The following is a 19,768-nucleotide window of genomic DNA, read 5'->3' as shown; positions in this document are numbered from 1 at the left end:
CGTGTGAAAGGTTACGGTTTGATCACGACGCATAGCAAGAACAATGAGAGTTGTGAGTGAACACAACGTACAGAAGTCGCCAGATGCCCTGCTCCAGCGGTTCTTGCAGACGACTCCGAATCGAGGCCGTTATGATCAGGGGCATGTCGAACCACACCTCACTTCGCACACCGGCCACACCTCGTCTGGCGTCCAGACTGGCGCTTGGCATCGCCACACTGGCGCTGGCCCTGCCCCTGGCCGCCTGCGACTCGGGAACCGACCCTCAGGATCCGAGCTCCCCGACGCCGAGCGAATCGACCGAGACTTCGTCTCCGAGTGATGACGCGGCTGCACTCGACCCGGTCGGCAAATGGACCTCCCCGGAGAAGGGCGATCCGTTCCTCGAGTTCTCCGATGACGGCTCGCTCAAAGGCTCCGACGGCTGCAATGCGATCGTCACGACGTGGGAGGTCAAGGACGATGAGATCGCCATCGACTCCTTCATGACCACGCAGAAGGCCTGTGCCGGTGTCGACCCCTGGCTGAGCAAGGCATCCTCGGCCACGATCGAGGGCACCGTGATGAAGGTCCAGGACAGCAACGGCAAGGTCATCGGCGGTCTGGAGAAGGAAGAGAAATGACACAGGAAGTCATCGGCCGCTGGGTTGCCGAGAAGAACGACAGGGCGTTCCTCAAATTCCAAGAGGACGGAACGCTGCGCGGCAGCGATGGCGCCAATGCCCTCGCTACCTCATGGACGCTCGAGTCTGAGGGCATCACGATCAAGCCCTCGCTGACGACGCTGAAAGCCGCTCCCGGAATGATCACGTGGCTCCCCAAAGCCCGCAGGGTCTCCCCCGACGGAGATCGGCTGCAGCTCTTCGACGCTGCCGACAACCACCTCGGCGATCTTCACCGGCAGCCGGCGGGCACCACCTACACCCTCGGCGGTCGATGAGTGGCCGGTGGTCTCATCGCACTGCTCGACGACGTCGCCGCGCTCGTCAAGCTCTCTGCCGCCAGTCTCGATGATGTCGCCGCCGGCGCCTCACGAGCAGGCGCGAAAGCAGCCGGCGTCGTCATCGATGATGCCGCCGTAACCCCGAAATTCGTCGAAGGCGTGAGCCCGAAACGCGAACTGCCGATCATCGAACGCATCGCCTTGGGCTCGCTGGTCAACAAGATCGTCATCATTCTGCCGATCATCCTGCTGCTCAGTCAGTTCCTGCCGTGGCTTCTCACCCCGCTCCTCATGGTCGGCGGCACATACCTGTGTTTCGAAGGCGCAGAAAAAGTCTTCGAGAAGCTCGGATGGATCGCCCACCATGAGAAGGAAGCAGCCGGTGCGGACACGCCAGCCGATGGCGCAGCCGCCGATGGCGCAGCCGCCGAGAAGAAGATCGTCCGCTCGGCCATCACCACCGATTTCGTGCTCAGCTGCGAAATCATGGTCATCGCCCTCAATGAGGTGGCCGTCGAGTCCCTGACGAGTCGAGCCGTCATCCTGATCATCGTCGCTTTGGCGATCACCCTGGGGGTCTACGGTGTCGTCGCGCTCATCGTGAAGATGGATAACATCGGACTGCACCTGGCGAAGAAGGATTCGCCCGGTCCGCAGAGGTTCGGTCGCTTCCTCGTCGGTGCCATGCCGAAGCTGCTGACGCTGCTCTCCGTGGTCGGCACTTTCGCCATGCTCTGGGTCGGCGGGCACATCATCCTCGTCGGCACCGACGAGCTCGGTTTCCATGCCCTCTACGGTTTCGTCCACCACCTCGAGGTGCCGGCCGCGGCGGTTCCCGCGATCGGCGGGATCCTCGGTTGGGTGGTCAACACTGTCTTCTCCCTCATCTTGGGAGCAATCTGGGGCGGGATCGTCGTCGCGGTGATCGTTGGCGCCAAGGCACTCTTCACCGTGAACAAGAAGAACAACAGTGAGGACCGCCCCGAAGGCGAAGAGCACGCCGCTCCCAGAGCCTGAACGCAGCATGGAAAGCCGCTTGGCCCGGCGAAGACGCCCCGGGCCAGGTGGAATCCGCCGCTTGGCCAGGTGGAGCAGTCTCAGGCGAAGGTCTTCTTCGGCATTCCGGCCACGATCATCGGGGCACCGGTCACCGGGTCATCGATGACGGTGCACCTGATTCCGAAGACCTCATCGACGAGCTCAGCGGTGATGATCTGCTCCGGCGATCCCTGAGCGACGATCGCGCCGTCCTTCATCGCGATGATCTCATCGGCGTAGCGGCACGCCTGATTGAGGTCGTGGAGCACGGCGACCAGCGTGTGCCCATATTCGTTGTTCAGCTGCGAGAACAGGTCGAGCAATTCGATCTGGAAGGCGACGTCGAGGAAGGTCGTCGGTTCGTCGAGCAGCAGCAGGGAGGTCTCCTGCGCCAGGACCATCGCCACCCACACACGCTGACGCTGACCGCCTGAGAGCTCGTCGACCAACCGCGAGGACAGAATCTCCGTGTTCGTCGCTCGCAGAGCAGACAGCACAGCCTCCTCATCAGCATCGGTCCACTGGCGCAGGAACGACTGATGCGGATGACGGCCCCGGGAGACGAGCTCAGCGACGGTGATCCCCTCCGGGGCGATGGACGACTGCGGAAGCAGACCCAACCGCTGGGCGATCTTCTTCGTCTTCATCTGCGCAATATTGTGCCCGTCGAGCAGCACCGACCCCTTGGCCGGCGGCAGCAACCTGGCCAGGGCCCTGAGCAGAGTCGACTTTCCGCAGGCATTGGGTCCGACGATGATGGAGAACTTCCCGTCGGGAATGCTCACATCGAGGTCTGTCACGATCTGCCGGTGGTCGTAGGCCAGATCGAGATTCTGGGCAACCAGCGGCGACTGATCGCCGGAGAGATGAGGAGCGCTCATGATGCCTTCCGAGCTTCTTGGATGAGGAGCCAGATGAGATAGATGCCGCCGATGCTCACGGTGATCACACCGACAGGCAGCTGGATGTCACCGAATGCGTGCTGGGCGATGAGGTCAGCGCCCACGAGCAGCAGAGCACCGACGGCCGCAGAAGTGAGCAGGCTGGTGCCCTGCGCCCGGGCGATCCGTCGTCCGATCTGCGGGGCGGCCAATGCGACGAAGGCGATCGGGCCGGCCGCAGCGGTGACCACAGCGACGAGTGCGACCGCGATGACGATGAGGACGGCACGCACCGGTTCGTTGCGCACGCCCAGCGCCTTCGCAGTGTCGTCGCCGAGTTCCAGCGTGCCCAGGTCTCGGGCGAAGAGAGCACAGGCTAGGCCGAGGACGATCGTGGCAACGGCGGCCGGGACGATCGTCGGCCAGCCCATGCCGTTGAGCGTACCCGCGCCCCACGTGGCGGCGGCCATTGCGAGGTCGAGGTCGGCGCGGAGGATCAGCCAGGTGTTGAAGGCGTTGAGCATCGCGGTCAGAGCGATGCCGACGATGATGAGACGGAACCCCTGCACACCGCCCTTCCACGTGAGCAGGTAGACGATCGCAGCGGTGAGGAGCCCGCCGAGGATCGCCCCGGCGGCCGTGGACACGAAGCTCGAGCCGAAGACGATGATGGTGACGATACCGCCGGTGTAGGCACCAGTGGAGAAGCCGATGATGTCCGGGGAACCCAGCGGATTGCGCGTCAGCGACTGGAAGACCGCACCGGAGACGCCGAGCCCGGCACCGAGGACGATGCCGGCGATGATCCGCGGGGCCCGCCACTCCCCGACCACGGTGTTGACGATGCGCTTCTCCGCCACGCCGAACAGACCTTGGAACACCTCGGCCGGGGTGAGGGAGAACTTGCCGAGCATGAGACCGGCGAAACCGCAGGCCAGTGCGAGCAGAGTGAGGATGCCTGCAGTGATGACAACCCGCATGTCGATGCGGAATCCGAAGATCCGCAGCATCGGGCGGCCGAAGTCGATCTTCTCTCCGGGCAGAGTGCTCGGGCGTGGTGCGAGTGTGCGGTCGTGCACCGCTGAGTCGGTGGACTTCACAGGCCGCTCGCCTTCTTCCGACGTACGAGTGCGATGAGTACGGGTGCGCCGACGAACGCGGTGACGACCCCAACCTGGAGTTCTCCGGGCTTCATCACGACTCGGCCGATGACGTCGGAGGCCAGCAGCAGAATCGGTGAGAGCACCAGGGAGTAGCCGAGGATCCACCGTTGGTCGGGCCCGACGATCCACCGGGCGATGTGCGGGATCATCAGTCCGATGAATCCGATCGGCCCGGCGGCCGCAGTGGCCGCGCCGGCGAGCAGGGTGACGGCGAGGATCGAGAGGATTCTCGTCCGATTGACCGAGGTGCCGAGGCTGGCGGCGAGGTCATCGCCGAGGGCTACCGCGTTGAGCGAATGAGACAAGCCCACAGCGAGCACGGTGCCGATGATCATGAACGGCAGGATCGCGGTGACGGTGTCGAAATCACGTCCGGCGACGGCTCCGACATCCCAGGAGCGGAATGAGTCGAAGGCGCGTTCGTTGGTGAGCAGGATGCCTTTGGTCAGTCCGGTCAGCACGGCGGCTACGGCGACTCCGGCCAGGGTGAGTCGAATCGGGTCGACGGTGCGGCTGCGCCCCGCGGAGCCGATGATGTAGACGCCGACGGTGGTGATGAGCGCACCGGCGAAGGCGAACCAGATGTATCCGGTGATCGTTTCGGCGCCGAAGAAGGCGACTCCGATGGTGATCGCGAACGAGGCTCCGGCATTGACTCCGAGGATGCCCGGGTCGGCCAGCGGGTTGCGGGTCAGGGCCTGAATGAGTCCGCCCGCCAATCCGAGCCCCATGCCGACGAGGATGCCGAGCACAGTCCGCGGCAGACGGAGTTCGAGGACGACGAGCTGATCATCGCTGCCCGTGGGGTTGAAGAAGGCTGCGAGCACCTCGGAGACCGGCATGTCGCGAGCTCCGACGGCCAGGGAGGCCATCACCACGGCGATGAGCGCGATGACGGCCGCCACCAGCCCCACAACCCGCTTGACCCACAGACTCCGAACGGTCGAACGGCCTGTGTCGGAGTGCGGTTCCGCCGCAGCGGTGGTGGCAGAACCGGTCATCGGGGTGGTCCTTCGCAGTTAAGCTGATCATCAGTGGACTAAGGGCAGGCTAACCACACTGTAACCCACTGATCCACCTCAGCCAAGCGAAATCGGTCTCACCGAACTGTGATCTTGCCGATCCTCTCAGACACCTGGCGCTGGATCCGGGAGAGCATTCCGCTCATGCCGCGCAGCCGCAGCGGGCTGACGATATCGGACAGCGACAGTCGCAGCGGCAGATCCGAAGGAACTGAGAGGATCACCTCGGCGGTGGACCCGTCGAGCCCCTCGTGGAGGATCCCGGCGAATCCGCGAGTCGTCGGCGATTCCGGCGGGGCGGAGAAGTGCAGCCGCACTTCGGCCTGCTCCCCCGCCTCGGGGGATTCGACCTCGGTGACGAGGAAGATCGGAGACTGGCACTCGGGCACGGGCTCAAGCAGTTCGGGATGATCCGTGTACTTCTCCGGCAGGTCCGGCAGATCCGTGGCGAACTCGAGCAGCACCTGCAGACGATCGTCGGCCGGTGTCTCAGCGAAATCGGTGACGATCTCGGCCAGGCCCTCGGGCAGGTCGGCGGTCTCGGGGGTGGTGGTCTCGGCCATCAGCGTCCGGAGACCTCCCCGGGCTCGGAGCCGGTGACGATCGGCACGCCCACGACATTGCCCCATTCGGTCCAGGAGCCGTCGTAGTTGCGGACCTTGTCGTAGCCGAGCAGGTGTGTGAGGACGAACCAGGTGTGACTGGAGCGTTCGCCGATGCGGCAATAGGCGATGACCTCTTCGCTTTCGCCCAGTCCGGCCTGCTCCGTGTAGAGCTCGCGCAGCTCGGCCGCCGACTTGAACGTGCCGTCCTCGTTGGCTGCCTTGCCCCAGGGCATCGACTTCGCGCCGGGGATGTGACCGCCGCGCAGTGCTCCCTCCTCCGGGTAGGCAGGCATGTGGGTGCGTTCTCCGGAGAATTCTTCAGAGCTGCGCACATCGATGAGCGGCAGGTCACCGAGGCTGTCTCGGACCTCGGGCAGGAAGGCGCGAATGGCCGAATCGTCGCGCTCGACGACCGGGTACTCGGTGGGTTCGGGCTGCGGCTTCTCCGTCGTCATCTCACGGCCTTCGGCCTGCCATTTGGCGCGACCGCCGTCCATGAGGCGGACGTCTTCGTGACCGAAGAGAGTGAAGACCCACAGCGCGTAGGCGGCCCACCAGTTGGATTTGTCGCCATAGACGATGATCGTGTCATCGCGGGAGATGCCCTTACGCGACATGAGCGCGGCGAAGCCTTCCCCATCGACATAGTCGCGGGTCACGGAATCGTTGAGCTCGGTGTGCCAATCGACCTTGACCGCTCCTGGGATGTGGCCGGTCTCGTAGAGCAGTACGTCCTCGTCGCTTTCGACGATGACGAGTCCGGGATCGCCAGCATGTTCAGCGACCCAATCGGTGCTGACCAGTCGGGTTCCGTCCGCGTATTCGGCGAACTTCGGTGTGGGATCGGCCGGGATCGAAGTGCTCACGCATTCCTCCTGAAATGTAGTCACGGTGACGTGCTCGTTGGGGCAACGTCGTGCTCAGCCAGCATATTCCCTTTTCAGGGTCGGCCGAGAAATGTCACGAGCGCCGAGACGAAGGCCTGCGGCTTCTCTGAGTGCACCCAGTGCCCGGCCCCTTTGACGGTGAGCAGCGTGGTGCGGGGGAACAGCGCCCGCATCTGGGGCAGATCCTCGCGGCTGACATAGTCGGATCTCTCACCGGCCACCCACAGGACCGGGTGGTCGAATTCTGCGTCACCGAGGTCGGGGAAGTCGCCGATGACATCAAGGCTGGCATGCAGCAGTGCGAGGTTGGGCTGCCAGGCGAGGCCCGCCGAGGTGGGGCGCAGGTTCTGCAGCAGGAATCCCCGGATCGCCGCCTCGGGGATCGGCTCTCGCAGTGCGGCGTCGGCGTCCTTGCGCGATCCGACCTGATCCAGATCGAGGGCGGCGAGGCTGGAGAGCAGGTGGTCGAAGACGCCGGTCGATCCGCCTGCGTTGGGTCCGATGTCGACGATGACGAGTCTGTTGATCAGCTGCGGGTGGCGCAGTGCGAGCACCATGGCGACCTTCCCGCCCAGGGAGTGTCCGACCAGATGCACGGGCCTGCGATCGTCGTCGATCGCCTCGACGATATGGCCGGCCACAGCATCGGCGATATCGATGTAGTCGAAGGTCTCGGTCCAGTCGGAGTCGCCGTGGTTGGGCAGGTCGACGAGCAGGCTCGAATACTCGGGTTCGAGTGCCTTGGCGATCTGGGTGAAGTTCTTGCCGCGACCGAAGAGCCCGTGGAGGAAGACGATGCGCGGGCCCGAGTCACCGATGAGTCTGCTGCTGATGGAAGTCACCCCTCCAGACTATCCGGTGAGGGGATGCGGTCGAGCTCGCCTCATCGGATTCGGTCCCATCGGCCTCGGAACGGGGCGCGGGTAGGGTGAGGGCATGCACTTCTCCGAATATGACACTCGCCTTGCCGGTTATGCGATCATCGTCAACGATGACGACGAAATCCTCCTCAGCTGGTTCAACGGAGGGCGGGATCACTCCCACGCGATCTGGACGCTGCCCGGCGGCGGGATCGAGTTCTCCGAGAGCATCGAAGAGGGCACGATCCGGGAGATCAAAGAGGAGACCGGCTACGATGCGGAGCTCGTCCGTCCTCTGACCACGCATTCGTTCACGGAATCGCGCCGCAATCCCGCATTCGGAGCTTCGACGGCTCGGCCGTTCAAAGGGGTGCGTGTCGTCTTCGAGGCGCGGATCACCGGAGGGACTCTGGGCACGCTCGAGGTCGACGGGACTACGGATCGGGCAGAATGGCTGGCGATCGAGTCTCTCACCGACATCCGCCATGCCCGCATCATCAACGTCGGTCTGGAGGCGCTGCGCGGCGACCGGCGAGACTGAGAACGCGACCGGCCCCGAGGCACAGAGTCCTCGGGGCCGGTTTCTTCGCCTCGGCCGGCTGTCGGCTCAGCCGGCGGCCCGTTCGCCTCAGTTCAGCGTGTCCGCGATGAGATCGGGCATCTCATCCGCGGCGAAGGAAGCCGAGAGCACGGAATTCAGTGAGAAGGCCTGACGCACATCGTCGAGGTCTTCGGTGAGCACCAGATCGTGGCCGTCTTCGACCGCAGGCACGCGTTTGAACGCGGGATCGTCCGTGACCTCGGCGTCCTTGATATAGATGGGGAAGACGACGAGCAGGTCGGCGTCGAGCTGGTCGAGCTTCTCCTCGGAGATGCTCACGCTGAAGCCTTCGGGTTTGAGCGCCGCGATCTTCTCCGACGGCTCGAAGCCGAGGTTCTTCATGAACTCCACACGTTCCGAACCCTCGACGTAGGCGCCCCAGCCTTCCGAGGTCTTCGACCCCACAGTCACGGACTTGCCGGCGAACTCCGGGTGATCCTTGCGCACGGATGCGAACTTCTCATCGAGGTCCTCGAGGAGCTTCTTGCCGTCGTCTTCCTTGCCGAGGGCCTCGGCGACGAGATCAACCTGCTGGTCCATCGTCGTCAGGTAGTTGTCTCCGCCTTCCGGCGCACCGACGGTCGGGGCGATCTCGGAGAGACGGTCGTAGCGCTTCTGCCCGCCGGAGCTCTTCGTGTCGAGGATGAGGTCGGGCTCGAGGGCGGCGATCGCCTCGTAGTCGGGTTCCATCGTGGCGATGATCTCGGGAGCCTCATCGTAGAGATCCTCTGCCCAGGGGCCGACGCCCTGACCGCCGAATTCGACCCAGTCGGAGGCACCGACGGGCTGCACCCCGAGGGCGAGGGCCGTCTCGGCGTCGCCCCAGCCCAGAGCGACGACGCGCTGCGGGTCGGAGGGGACTTCGACGGAACCGAACTTCGTCTCGACGCTGGGCCCGGAGGCCTCCTCGGCAGCACCTCCCCCGCCGCAGCCGGCAAGGACGAGAACAGAGGCGAACAGTGGGGCGAGAATACGGCGCATGGATTCCTTCTCAAGTAGTTAGGCGAGCCTAGCTTAACTCATTTTTCGGAATCCGTGATCTTCAACCCGGCGACGTCCATCTCGTCGAGGGCGACGACGCCGGAGGCACGGCCGGTGAGGATGCGGTGGATGAGCCACAGGAGCAGGAACGCCCGCAGCCCGGCATAGGCGCTGGCGACCTGGAGCAGCTGCCCGTTGACGATGGCCTGCACGTTCTGGCCGATGATGACGACGATGAGCATGATGAGCGCGATGACCGGGCCGATCGGGAACAGCGGCGCCCGGTACGGCAGATCGTCGATGCTGTGGCCTTGGCGCACATAGGCACGGCGGAAGCGGAAGTGACACCAGGCGATGCCGACCCAGACGATGAACCCGGACAGGCCGGAGACATTCATCAGCCACGTATAGGCACCGCCGTCGCCCATGATCTCGGTGAGGAATCCGAACAGGCCGATGACCGCGGTGGCCAGCAGTGCCATGACGGGGACTCCGCGCGCGTTGAGTCGGGCGAACATCCTCGGCGCGGTTCCCTCTTTCGCCATGGCGTAGAGCATGCGGGTCGAAGCGTAGAGACCGGAGTTGCCGGCAGACAGGATCGCGGTGAGGATGACGGCATTCATCACACCCGCGGCGACAGCGATTCCGGCGCGCTCGAAGACGAGCGTGAAAGGTGAGGCCGTGATGTCCTCGTTGTTCGCCGAGGCCAGGAGCGAAGGGTCGGTGTAGGGCAGGAGGAAGCCGATGATGATGATCGCGCCGATGTAGAAGAGCATGATGCGCCAGAACACGGTCCGGATGGCCCGGGGCATGTCTCGGCGCGGGTTCTCGGATTCCCCGGCGGTCACGCCGACGAGCTCTGTGCCCTGGAATGAGAAGCCGGCGATCATGAACACGCTGACGACCGACATCCACCCGCCGACGAACGGGGCCTGCCCCGTCGTCCAATTCTCCACCCCCGGCGAGGAACCGCCGATGATGCCGATGATCATGAGTACGCCGAGGACGAGGAACGCGAGCACTGCGGTGACCTTGATCGCGGCGAACCAGAATTCGCCTTCGCCGAAGGCCCTCGCGGATAGGAAGTTGAGACCGCCGAGGAGGATGAGGAAGCTGGCCGCCCAGATCCACGATGGCACGCCGGGGTACCAGAAGGACATGATGACTCCGGCGGCCACGAGTTCGGCAGCGAGGGTGATCGCCCAGTTGAACCAGTAGTTCCAGCCCATCGCGAAGCCGAAGGAGCGGCTGACGTACTTCGCGCCGTAGGTATGGAAGGAACCTGCCACCGGAAGGTGCGTCGACATCTCCCCCAGCGACTGCATGACGAAGAGGACCATGACACCGATGGCCGCATACGCCAGCAGGGCACCGCCGGGTCCGGCTTGGGAGATGGTGCCGCCGGATCCGAGGAAGAGTCCGGTGCCGATGGCTCCGCCGATGGCGATCATCTGCAGGTGACGCGACTTCAGCCCCCGTTTGAGTTCGCGGTTCTCCATCGCCGAGGCGGCTGCTGTTTTCATCGTGTCCCTTGACTGTCGTGCGACCGGCGTCCCGTTCGGGCCCCGGCCATTTTTACCACATTCAGTTGTCGGAGCTGCGCACCTTGTCCGTTCCAGCCGGGTGCTTGAGCAGGTCGATGATCGGTGCCAGTGCGGCCTTGATGCTCACCAGTCGGAAGAGGAGTTCTCGCGGACCGGTCAGGATCTTGGGCAGGTGGAACATGAGGCCGGCCAGTTGTCGAGAGGTGGACTGTGCCTGTTCGACTCGGGGCCGCTGGACGGCCTCGTAGCGGGCTAATGCGGCGGGCAGCTGCGATGGCAGGATGCCTTCGAGGGATGCTGCGAGCATCTGCGCCGACTCCATCGACATCCCGGCGCCGATTCCGGCCGTGGGGAGGAATCCCGCTGCCGCATCTCCGAGGAGGACCGTCCTTCCTGTGGTCCACTGGGCACTGCGGAAATCTCGGAGCGACCAGAAGTACGGGTCATCTGCCTCGGCGACTGCGGTCAGCGCCGCGTCGATCCGGGGGCTGACAGTGGTCAGCCGCCTGCGCACCTCGGAGACGAAGCGTTCGGCGCCGAGAGGTTCTCGAGAATCGGGAGCGCCGAGGAAGATGCCGATTCTGTCCTTGACCGGGTAGGCACCGAAGAAGAATCCGTCGCCCCAGAGTTCGTCGACCCGATCGGTTTCCGCATCTGCCGGAGCCCAGGCGACCCATCCGCCCCACGCCGTGTCGACCGAGCTCTCGGATGAGCCTCCCGGAACGAGACGTCTGCTGTGGGAGTTCAGACCGTCGGCGATGATGACGAGGTCGAATCCCGCGCTGTGCACACGATTTTCCCCTCCGTGGACTCCGGTGCGCACCTCCACCCGGTTCGGACGTGATTCCGGGCCGGTCGCGGAGCCGAGGTCGGTGGCGCAGTCGGAGCCGGGGGCGGCGAGGGAGTCCAGCGATGAGTCGAAGGCCACGGGACAGGTCTCGGCCGAGAGGACCGTGATGAGTTCCCCTCTGGCTATTCCTCGGTATTCCCCATAGCGAGCCAGCAGGCTCCCCAGACGATCTTCGCGCAGCGTTTCGCCGGTGTGGGCGTGGAACGCGTACCGGTCGATGGCCACGCTGGCCTCGCGATAGTGCTCACGGACACCGAGTTCGGCGAAGATCGGGTCGACCATCGGCATGAGAGCGAGCATGTACCCGGCATGGTCGTCATCGGTCATCGTCTCTGAGTTTCGGGACCGCTCGATGAGCACGGGATGACGGCCTTGCCTCCGCAGCAGCTGGGCGACCGTGATTCCCGCGATTCCGGCACCGACGACGAGGATGCGCAGATCATCGCTCGTGGTGGCCTCATACTGCTCATCGAAGGGCACCTCCGTGATCATGACGTCTCCTCGTGTCGCAATCTCCTGCAGTCGGTTCCCGACTCCGCGGTCAACCTCAGAATTGCGCAGTCGACAGACCCGCTCTGGACCAGCTGGTCCAATCACGCTAGCATTGCATGGACCACCCGGTCCAGAGAGTGTGAGGAAGAGATCGTGTCAGCTTCTGCCTTCGCACGTATGCCGAGCGCCAAGCGGCAGGCGCTGATCTTCGCCGCCGCCGAGGAATTCGCCTCCCGTCCCTTCGAACAGGCCTCTCTCAACGGCATCATCTCCGGAGCACGAATGAGCAAGAGCTCCTTCTACCACGTCATCGACTCCAAAGAATCACTGTTGTCACTGGTCGTCGATGAGCTTCGGGAGCAGGCGAGGAAGGAGTGGACTCCCCCGGACCCGAGCGATTTCGCCTCTGATTTCTGGGCGACTGCGGCCGACATCTTCGACGATGCCCTGCATGTCTGGCCGCAGAGTCGGGCCCTCGAACTGCTGTGGCGGATCGTGCATGCCAATCGGGCCGATCCCGGTGTGAGCAGTCTTGACCACGACTACAGGACGTGGATCTCGTCGGTGTTGGAGGTCGGACGGGAGACAGGCGCCGTCGATGCGGACTGCCCGGCAGACCTCCAGGCCCTGGCGGCTGCGACCCTGTTGACGGCCTTCGACGAATCGGCGCTGCGGCAGGTCGACGGCGACAGGCTGACCGGCGGCGACCTCGAGGCTGCCGCCGGTCAGCAGTTCCGTCTGCTCAAACGTCTGCTTCAGGCGTGAGGCGCCAGCCCGGTGCCTCGTCGGGCAAATCGGCAGCTGTCGGAAGCCCTCTGGCCAACTGCGGCCCGAGGTCGGAGATATTCCGGGCGCCCATCAGCCCCATGGCAGTCAGCATTTCGGTCCGGATCAGGTCGATGGCCCGCTCCACCCCGCGCTGTCCGCCGGCCATCAGTCCGTAGAGATAAGCCCGGCCGATGAGTACGAAATCCGCTCCGGCGCACAACGCGGCCACGACGTCGGTACCGGACATGATTCCGGAGTCGAGGATGAGCTCCATCTCCTCTCCGACCGCCGCACGCACCTCTGCCAGCGCGGTCAGGGAGTCGGGAGCGCGATCGAGCTGGCGCCCTCCGTGGTTGGACACGACCAGGCCGTCGGCACCGATGGACCGGGCCCTGCTGGCATCCTCGGCGGTGAGGACGCCTTTGACGAAGAGTCGGCCCTTCCACTGCTCGCGGATCCACCTGAGGTCATCGAGATCAAGCGTCGGATCGAACATCGTCCGCGTCAACTCGGCCAAGGACTGCGAAGAGCTCGACAAGGAGGCATACTTCGGCGGTTCGGTCGTGAGGAAGTTGAACCACCAACCGGGTCGGTAGGAGGCGTCCAGAATCGTTTTGAAGGTCAGCTTCGGCGGAATCGAGAGTCCGTTGCGGTTATCGCGCAGACGCAGTCCCGTGATCGGAGTGTCGACGGTCACGAGCAGGGTCTCATATCCGCTGGCCTGGGCGCGCTGAAGCAGGTCGAGGCTGCGTTCGCGGTCCTTCCACAGATAGAGCTGGAACCACCGCGTCGATCCCGGTGCCGCCTGCGCGACCTCCTCGATCGACCGCGTGCCCATCGTTGAGAGGGAGAAGGGAATGTCGGCCTTCGCCGCGGCGCGAACTCCCCCGATCTCCCCCTCGGAATGCATCATCCGCGTGTAGCCGGTCGGGGCGATGCCGAATGGCAGCGCAGTGTCCTGACCGGCGATCGTCGTCGATGTGTTCGGAACGTCGACTCCATGCAGAATCCGCGGGAGGAGTTCGACGTCGGCGAAGACCTGGCGATTCTTGCGCAGCGTGTGCTCGTCGAGCGCACCTCCGTCGACGTAGTCGAAGGGCGCCGTCGGCGTCACCCGTTTCGCGATGCGGCGAAGGTCCCAGATATCGGCGGCGGATTCGAGTCTGGCCGCGACGCGATCGAACCGGGGCGGCTCGAACTGCAGCAGCGGGGCAAGCTCTCTGATGTCGGGGAATCGACGCTTCATCTCTCTCCTAGCTCACGATCGCGGAACCGCCAGTCTAGGCACGGAGTCTCGGCTCCGGCCGGGCCGACCGCGATGCGAACCGCGCCGCCCGGTTCCACGCGTTGCGGGGCGGAGATGGCATCATGGAGGTGATGTCTCAAACGCATGTGTGGTACGTCAGCTACGGTTCGAACATGGCTCGTGATCGGCTCGCCTGCTATCTGCAGGGCGGGCGACCACCCGGAGCCCAGGTCACCTATCCGGGAGCACGGGACACGACTCTGCCCCGTGCCGAGGCCGGAATCGAACTGCCTGGCACGATCTACTTCGCCGGAGCTTCGAGAGTCTGGGGCGGCGGAATGGCCTTCTATGACCATCACGTGCCCGGCCCCACCCCGGCCAAGGCCTATCTCATCACCGCCGCACAGTTCGCCGATGTCGCATCCCAAGAGATGAATCGGCCCCCGGCCGCCGATTCCCCGCTGGAGCGCCTCGTGTTCGACCTGCCCGCCGGTACCTCGCATTCGGTCGGCCCCGGCGGATATGAGACTCTCATCGTCCTCGACACGCTCGACGACGTTCCGATGGTCACATTCACTGCTTCGCATGGTTCGGCTGACATCGAGCACACTCAGCCCAGCGAACCCTATCTGGCGATGCTGCACACGGGAGCGGCCGAGGTCAGTGCTGCTTCCGGGCTGCACCTGCACGCAGCTGCACAAGCGTAAGGTCGAGCAGCGGGGTCCGGACTCCCAGCCCGGCGGCCTTCGTAGCCAGATCGCCGAGGATGTGCTCGGCTTCGCTGTCCAGACCCGCAGTGACGTCCCGGTAGAGGGATGAGGTGAACGCCGACCCCTCCTCGGTGAGCATCTTCACCGTCACGGCGTGCGACTTCTCCGACACCGGGTGCCCGGCGGCGTTCGCCACGGCTTCGATCTCGTCGATGATCTGCAGCACCTGATCACGTCCGCCGGCGCTCATGATCGCGCCCACCGGGGCCCGGAAGAGGCAGGTGACGACGCCGGCGGCAGCGATGAAAGCCCATTTCTCCCACAGCCCGTCGATGATGCCGTCGATGACCTGCAGCCGGTACCCGGGCACGTCGAGAGCCGCGGTGATCGGGGCGGGCACCGCCGTCCCGTCGAGGTCGCCGATCGTCATCACGGACAGGTCGGTGAGCTGATGGACCGCATCGTCCTTGATCGTGCCCACGATCTTGACGAGCCCGCCGAGCACCTGCCCCGGGTAGTCCTCCGCCAGCCGATCGATCTGCGCCATGCCGTTGAGGAAGGGGATGATCTTCGTCTCCGGACCGACGGCAGGGCGGATGTCGGTGAGCACCGAGTCGAGTCCATTGGCTTTGACCGCGATGATGACGAGGTCGAACGCACGCGGAGCCTCGTGGAGTTCGGCCGCGGTGAGCACATTCACGGAATTCGTCCGGTCTGCGTCGGGTGAGACGAAGCGCAGTCCGGCGGCGCGGATCCGCTCCGCCTTGGCCTCGCGGAGGAGGAAGGTGACGTCGCGGCCGGCCTCGAGCAGGTAGGACCCGAAAGCCCCACCGGTGGCTCCGGCCCCGGCGATGAGGATCGCGGGTCCGTCGGGTCGGGCATTCGTCGTCTCGGTCATTCCAGCGCCTCCTTGAGTTCCCGTGCGGCCGCAGCGGGGTCCTCTGCCGAGGTTATCGCACGCACGACCACCGCCCGGTTCGCGCCCGCTTGCCGGATCGCCGTCAGCCGCGGTCCTGCCGCAATCCCGCCGATGGCGAACCAGGGTGTGCTCACCGAGGCGGCCACCTCGGTGAGCAGAGACCTGCCCACGGCCGGTCGGCCGGGTTTCGTCGGCGTCTCCCACACCGGTCCGACGCAGAAGTAGTCGACCTCCGGATCCGCCTCGGCGGCGAGCGCCTGGTCCAGGGAATGGGTGGAGCGGCCGAGGATGACGTCGGGGCCGAGGACGGTGCGGGCCTGGGCGCTGGTGAGGTCGCCCTGTCCGACATGGAAGACGTCAGCTCCGGTGAGGAGTGCGACATCGGCACGGTCATTGACAGAGAAGAGTTTTCCGTGTTCGGCGGCGATGTCGCGCAGCACTTCGAGGGCGGCGATCTCGGCTTTGGCCTCAAGGGTCTTGTCGCGAAGTTGGATGATGTCGACTCCCCCGGCATAGGCGGCCCGAAGGAAGTCGGGCAGATCCCCTTCGTCGCCTCTGGCATCGGTGCACAGGTAGAGCGTGGAATCTGCCAACTGGGCTTCCCGTCGGGCCCGCAGTGTTCCGGGCCTTTCGGTGCGCGGTGGAATATCTGTGGTCATGGTCATAGAGTAGAGGAGTTCGCGGGAGCCTCCCAACGAGGCTGAGAGGGCGTAAGAGCCGACCGTCAGACCTGATGCGGGTTATGCCGCCGGAGGGAGAATCCATGCACGTCATCGTCGTCGGCGCCGGAATCATCGGCCTGGCCACGGCTTGGCATCTGCGCCGCCTCGGTGCAGTCGTCACCATCATCGATCCCACCCCCGCCCAGGGAGCCTCCCATGCCGCGGCGGGGATGATCGCCCCGGCCGCCGAAGTGGTGTGGGGTCAGACTCCCCTGTATCCGCTGATGCGATCATCCGGTGAGTTGTACCCCGGGTTCACTGCCGAGGTGGCGAGCGCAACGGGAGCCGAGCTGGGGCTCAATTCCACCGGGACTCTCGTGTGCGCCGGCGACCGGGCCGATCTGCAGACCCTGCGGGAACTGCGCGGGGCCCAGTCAGCAGCCGGGTTCACCACCGAACTCATCTCCGGGTCGAAGGCCCGGGCGGTCGAGCCCTCTCTGGCCCCCTCGATCATCGGCGCCGTGGACATCCCCGACGACTGGTCGGTCGATCCCCGGCGACTGAGCGCGGCGCTGCTGTCGATGACCACGGAGACGCTTGTCCGAGAAACAGTCACCGAGGTGGTTCGCCGTGGCGAGACGACCATCGGAGTCAGACTGGCCGACGGGCGCAGTCTCGAGGCCGACCAGGTGGTGCTGAGCACCGGCAGCGCATCGATCACCGGTGCTCCGGTCCTGCCCGTGCGACAGGTGTGGGGTGATGTGCTCCGGTTACGGACCCAGGCCGAGCACACTCCCCTGCTCACTCGCACCATCCGTGGTTTGGTCAACGGTCGGGCCGTCTACCTCGTTCCGCGTCCGGACGGTGAGATCGTGCTCGGGGCCAGTTCCCGTGAGGACGGTCGATCCGCCACATCTGCCGGGGCTGTGCACCGTCTGCTCCAGGACGGTCAGCGCCTCGTCCCCGGCATCCTCGACTGTGACATCACCGAGGTCACGACTCGGGCCCGCCCCGGCTCCCCCGACGATCTGCCGTTCATCGGCCGTGCCGACGACGGCTGTGTCGTGAGCACCGGGTACTTCCGTCACGGAATTCTGCTCGCCCCTCTCGGCGGACGGTTGGGGGCCGAGCTCGCCCTCGGGATCTCCCCGGACTGGTTGCCCGACGGTGCCCTCGATTCCGTCTCCCCACATCGTTTCTCCGAGGCGGCGCCGGTGTCGAATGCCTGATGCCGTGTTCACCCGCCACCTGTTCAGCCCCGACCATCATCACTTCGAAGAGGAGCCCGATATGACCCGATCCGCATCGACACCCCGAGCCGCCCATTCACCGTCCATCGTTCTCAACGGGGAACGCCGTGAGCTCACCACATCCTCGGCGCTCGACCTCGTCGCCGAGGTCACCGGACGGCAGCTGCACAGCGACGGAACCCCGGCCGACGGAGGACGACTGGGCATCGCCGTGGCCGTCGACGGCGAGGTCATCCGTCGCGGCATGTGGTCCGACTTCACTCTGTCCGACGGGCACACCGTCGACATCGTCACCGCGGTGCAGGGAGGCTGAGATGACCTGGACGATCGATGGTGTGGACATGACCTCCCGGCTCGTCATGGGCACCGGAGGGGCGAGCTCGCTGAGCATCCTCGATGCCGCTCTGCAGGCCTCGGGGACGGAACTGACGACTGTGGCGATGCGTCGCTTCGATGCGCAGTCACGTGATTCGGTATTCAAGCTGCTCGACCGCTTGGGCATCCGCATCCTGCCGAACACGGCCGGATGCTATACCGCCCGGGATGCTGTGCTCACGGCGCAGCTGGCCCGGGAGGCACTCGAGACGAATTGGCTGAAGCTCGAAGTCATCGCCGATGAGGACACCCTGCTGCCGGATCCGATCGAACTCTTCACCGCCGCCGAGGAGCTCGTCCTCGACGGCTTCACCGTCTTCGCGTACACGAACGACGACCCTGCACTGGCCAAACGCCTCGAAGATGCAGGAGTGGCGGCGGTGATGCCCGCCGGTGCGCCCATCGGCAGCGGACTGGGCATCCTCAACCCGCACAATATCGAAACCATCGTCGACCGGGCCGAGGTGCCGATCATCCTCGACGCCGGTGTCGGCACCGCCTCCGATGCGGCCCTGGCGATGGAACTCGGGTGCACCGCGGTGCTTCTGGCCTCAGCGGTCACCCGCGCTCATGATGCGCACGCCATGGCCCGGGCGATGTCCCTGGCCGTCAAGGCCGGGCATCTGGCCGCCGGTGCCGGACGCATCCCGAAGCGGCCGCTGGCGCTGGCGTCCTCGCCGCTGGACGGAATGGTCGGATCACGATGACCGCCGCCGACTCCCGATTGGCTCCGCTGGTGGCCCCCGGGCCACCGCTGTCACCGGAGGAGATCGCACGCTACTCCCGTCACCTCAGCCTGCCGAGTTTCGGACTCGAGGGTCAACGGCGGCTGCGGGCCGCCTCGGTGCTGGTCATCGGTGCCGGCGGACTCGGCTCCCCAGTGCTCAACTATCTGGCGGCGGCCGGGATCGGATCGATCACGATCGTCGACGATGATGTGGTCGAGACCTCGAATCTGCAGCGCCAGATCATCCACGGCACGGCCGATGTGGGCCGGTCGAAGGTCGAATCGGCCGCCGCCGCACTGCACCGGCTCGACCCGGATCTGACCGTCCGGACGATCGAGGGCCGTCTGAATCCGGACAATGCGCTCGACCTCTTCTCCGGACACGATGTGGTCCTCGACGGGGCCGATAACTTCGCCACCCGCTACCTGTCCAATGATGCCGCTGAGCTCACCGGCACGCCGCTGGTGTGGGGCACGATCTTCCGGTTCTCCGGCCAGGTGAGCACCTTCGTGCCCGGCCACGGACCGATGCTGCGCGACCTGTTCCCCGACATCCCCGACCCTGATTCGGTGCCCAACTGCGCCGAGGGCGGGGTGCTCGGTGTGCTGTGCGGGACCGTCGGTTCCGCGATGGCCACCGAGGCGATCAAACTCATCTGCGGCATCGGCACACCGTTCATCGGCAGGCTGCTGCGCTATGACGCTTTGGCCGGGGAGTATTCGACGCTGCGGTTCTCCCCCGATCCCGATCGGCCGACCGTCACCGACCTCACCGAGGTGGCCGCCGCCTGTGCTGTCACCGCATCCACGAGTGCCGCGGCCGACGGCTCAGCGGCCGGAGTGGAGGAGATCGACCCGGCCGAACTGCTCTCGCTCGGGGACACGACGGTGCTCCTCGACGTCCGGGAGGACTGGGAGCGGGCGCTGAGAGTCATCCCGGGCAGTCTCCATCTGCCCTTGGAGCAGATCCGCGAACACGGCTGGGACGCCGTCTCCGAGGTGTGCGACTCTGCGGCCGAGGGGCCTGCCCGGCGCGAGGTCGTCGTCCATTGCAAGTCAGGGGTGCGTTCGGCCGAGGCAGTCTCTCTGCTCACGAAGGACGCACCGCCCGCGATGCGGCTGCGGTCCCTGGCAGGCGGGATCGACGCCTGGGCGGCCCAGGACGAGACCGGCGAGGACGCTGCCGGCCGCTTCTCCTGAGCCAGACGCACCCGAGTCAGGCGCACCCGCGTCAGGCACTCCTG

The 19,768-nt window shown here is 65.6% G+C and carries 22 protein-coding genes and 1 riboswitch; of the genes, 10 read left to right on the top strand and 12 right to left on the bottom strand.

The genetic code is table 11. The features are described 5' to 3' along the window. Positions 1–143: 143 nt before the first annotated feature. The 3 genes from EB836_RS05495 to EB836_RS05485 are packed head-to-tail and all read left to right on the top strand — an operon-like array spanning position 144 to position 1,960. Positions 144–623 (top strand): META domain-containing protein, encoded by a 480-nt coding sequence (locus tag EB836_RS05495; protein WP_135538320.1) that lies wholly within the window; start codon positions 144–146, stop codon positions 621–623. Next, the gene (locus EB836_RS05490) at positions 620–940 is read left to right on the top strand and encodes an META domain-containing protein (RefSeq protein WP_135538318.1); all 321 of its coding nucleotides are present in this window, start codon (positions 620–622) and stop codon (positions 938–940) included. Before EB836_RS05495 ends, EB836_RS05490 begins: the two co-directional genes overlap by 4 nt. Next, entirely contained in the window at positions 941–1,960 is a 1,020-nt protein-coding gene (locus tag EB836_RS05485) for a DUF808 domain-containing protein (RefSeq protein WP_135538317.1), read from the top strand. An 80-nt stretch (positions 1,961–2,040) separates the two neighbouring features. Here EB836_RS05485 and EB836_RS05480 read toward each other — a convergent pair whose 3' ends face one another. The 6 genes from EB836_RS05480 to EB836_RS05455 form a co-directional block, all read right to left on the bottom strand. Then, positions 2,041–2,862 (bottom strand): ABC transporter ATP-binding protein, encoded by an 822-nt coding sequence (locus EB836_RS05480; protein ID WP_135538315.1) that lies wholly within the window; start codon positions 2,860–2,862, stop codon positions 2,041–2,043. Next, positions 2,859–3,962 carry an iron chelate uptake ABC transporter family permease subunit gene (locus EB836_RS05475; protein ID WP_135538313.1) on the bottom strand — a complete coding sequence of 368 codons (1,104 nt, stop codon included), beginning with the start codon at positions 3,960–3,962 and terminating at the stop codon, positions 2,859–2,861. Before EB836_RS05475 ends, EB836_RS05480 begins: the two co-directional genes overlap by 4 nt. Further along, positions 3,959–5,026, bottom strand: coding sequence for an iron chelate uptake ABC transporter family permease subunit (locus EB836_RS05470; RefSeq protein WP_135538311.1), 1,068 nt, complete (start codon positions 5,024–5,026; stop codon positions 3,959–3,961). The genes EB836_RS05475 and EB836_RS05470 overlap by 4 nt, the downstream gene beginning before the upstream one ends. Before the next feature lie 98 nt (positions 5,027–5,124). Then, the gene (locus EB836_RS05465; protein ID WP_135538309.1) at positions 5,125–5,610 is read right to left on the bottom strand and encodes a SufE family protein; all 486 of its coding nucleotides are present in this window, start codon (positions 5,608–5,610) and stop codon (positions 5,125–5,127) included. Beyond that, positions 5,610–6,518: a sulfurtransferase gene (locus EB836_RS05460; protein WP_135538308.1), complete on the bottom strand. Its 909-nt coding sequence runs from the start codon at positions 6,516–6,518 to the stop codon at positions 5,610–5,612. The genes EB836_RS05465 and EB836_RS05460 overlap by 1 nt, the downstream gene beginning before the upstream one ends. 74 nt (positions 6,519–6,592) lie before the next feature. Further along, positions 6,593–7,381 (bottom strand): alpha/beta fold hydrolase, encoded by a 789-nt coding sequence (locus EB836_RS05455; protein WP_135538306.1) that lies wholly within the window; start codon positions 7,379–7,381, stop codon positions 6,593–6,595. Positions 7,382–7,475: 94 nt separating this feature from the next. Between EB836_RS05455 and EB836_RS05450 the strand changes: the two genes are divergently transcribed. Then, positions 7,476–7,940: an NUDIX domain-containing protein gene (locus tag EB836_RS05450; protein WP_135538304.1), complete on the top strand. Its 465-nt coding sequence runs from the start codon at positions 7,476–7,478 to the stop codon at positions 7,938–7,940. 87 nt (positions 7,941–8,027) lie between these two features. On the opposite strand, the gene EB836_RS05445 is transcribed toward EB836_RS05450, so the two are convergent. The 3 genes from EB836_RS05445 to EB836_RS05435 all read right to left on the bottom strand — a co-directional run bounded on the left by EB836_RS05445 (position 8,028) and on the right by EB836_RS05435 (position 11,867). Next, positions 8,028–8,981: an iron-siderophore ABC transporter substrate-binding protein gene (locus EB836_RS05445; RefSeq protein ID WP_135538302.1), complete on the bottom strand. Its 954-nt coding sequence runs from the start codon at positions 8,979–8,981 to the stop codon at positions 8,028–8,030. Positions 8,982–9,019: 38 nt separating this feature from the next. Continuing rightward, complete coding sequence (locus tag EB836_RS05440; protein WP_135538300.1) at positions 9,020–10,504, bottom strand: amino acid permease; 1,485 nt, start codon at positions 10,502–10,504, stop codon at positions 9,020–9,022. 61 nt (positions 10,505–10,565) lie between these two features. Continuing rightward, a complete protein-coding gene (locus EB836_RS05435) occupies positions 10,566–11,867 on the bottom strand; it encodes an NAD(P)/FAD-dependent oxidoreductase (RefSeq protein WP_135538298.1) in 1,302 nt (433 codons plus the stop codon). Between the two features lie 153 nt (positions 11,868–12,020). On the opposite strand from EB836_RS05435, the gene EB836_RS05430 reads away from it, so the two are divergent. Further along, positions 12,021–12,632, top strand: coding sequence for a TetR/AcrR family transcriptional regulator (locus EB836_RS05430; RefSeq protein WP_167854359.1), 612 nt, complete (start codon positions 12,021–12,023; stop codon positions 12,630–12,632). Here EB836_RS05430 and EB836_RS05425 read toward each other — a convergent pair. Continuing rightward, complete coding sequence (locus EB836_RS05425) at positions 12,610–13,881, bottom strand: alpha-hydroxy acid oxidase (protein ID WP_135538294.1); 1,272 nt, start codon at positions 13,879–13,881, stop codon at positions 12,610–12,612. The genes EB836_RS05430 and EB836_RS05425 overlap by 23 nt on opposite strands. Before the next feature lie 131 nt (positions 13,882–14,012). On the opposite strand from EB836_RS05425, the gene EB836_RS05420 reads away from it, so the two are divergent. After that, positions 14,013–14,588 carry a histone deacetylase gene (locus EB836_RS05420; protein WP_135538292.1) on the top strand — a complete coding sequence of 192 codons (576 nt, stop codon included), beginning with the start codon at positions 14,013–14,015 and terminating at the stop codon, positions 14,586–14,588. Here the strand turns inward: EB836_RS05420 and EB836_RS05415 are convergent. Then, the gene (locus tag EB836_RS05415) at positions 14,542–15,489 is read right to left on the bottom strand and encodes a 2-dehydropantoate 2-reductase (RefSeq protein WP_135538290.1); all 948 of its coding nucleotides are present in this window, start codon (positions 15,487–15,489) and stop codon (positions 14,542–14,544) included. The two genes, EB836_RS05420 and EB836_RS05415, sit on opposite strands and share 47 nt — an antisense overlap. Continuing rightward, positions 15,486–16,169 (bottom strand): thiamine phosphate synthase, encoded by a 684-nt coding sequence (gene thiE, locus EB836_RS05410; protein WP_135538288.1) that lies wholly within the window; start codon positions 16,167–16,169, stop codon positions 15,486–15,488. The genes EB836_RS05415 and thiE overlap by 4 nt, the downstream gene beginning before the upstream one ends. An 11-nt stretch (positions 16,170–16,180) precedes the next feature. After that, positions 16,181–16,284: riboswitch (TPP riboswitch) on the top strand. Here thiE and thiO point away from each other — a divergent pair. The 4 genes from thiO (at position 16,274) to moeB (ending at position 19,724) form a co-directional block, all read left to right on the top strand. After that, positions 16,274–17,401, top strand: coding sequence for a glycine oxidase ThiO (gene thiO / locus EB836_RS05405; RefSeq protein WP_135538286.1), 1,128 nt, complete (start codon positions 16,274–16,276; stop codon positions 17,399–17,401). (Overlaps the previous riboswitch by 11 nt.) Then, on the top strand, positions 17,394–17,735 hold the full coding sequence (gene thiS, locus EB836_RS05400; RefSeq protein ID WP_346763074.1) for a sulfur carrier protein ThiS: 342 nt from the start codon (positions 17,394–17,396) through the stop codon (positions 17,733–17,735). The genes thiO and thiS overlap by 8 nt, the downstream gene beginning before the upstream one ends. Position 17,736: 1 nt before the next feature. Continuing rightward, complete coding sequence (locus EB836_RS05395) at positions 17,737–18,504, top strand: thiazole synthase (RefSeq protein WP_135538284.1); 768 nt, start codon at positions 17,737–17,739, stop codon at positions 18,502–18,504. After that, positions 18,501–19,724 carry a molybdopterin-synthase adenylyltransferase MoeB gene (moeB, locus tag EB836_RS05390; RefSeq protein WP_135538282.1) on the top strand — a complete coding sequence of 408 codons (1,224 nt, stop codon included), beginning with the start codon at positions 18,501–18,503 and terminating at the stop codon, positions 19,722–19,724. Before EB836_RS05395 ends, moeB begins: the two co-directional genes overlap by 4 nt. Positions 19,725–19,768: the final 44 nt, after the last annotated feature.

Origin of the sequence: Brevibacterium sp. S111 (assembly GCF_004745075.1) — a bacterium.
Taxonomy (GTDB): domain Bacteria; phylum Actinomycetota; class Actinomycetes; order Actinomycetales; family Brevibacteriaceae; genus Brevibacterium.
Note: the sequence above shows the minus strand (reverse complement) of the source record. Positions and strands in the feature narration are given on the sequence as shown.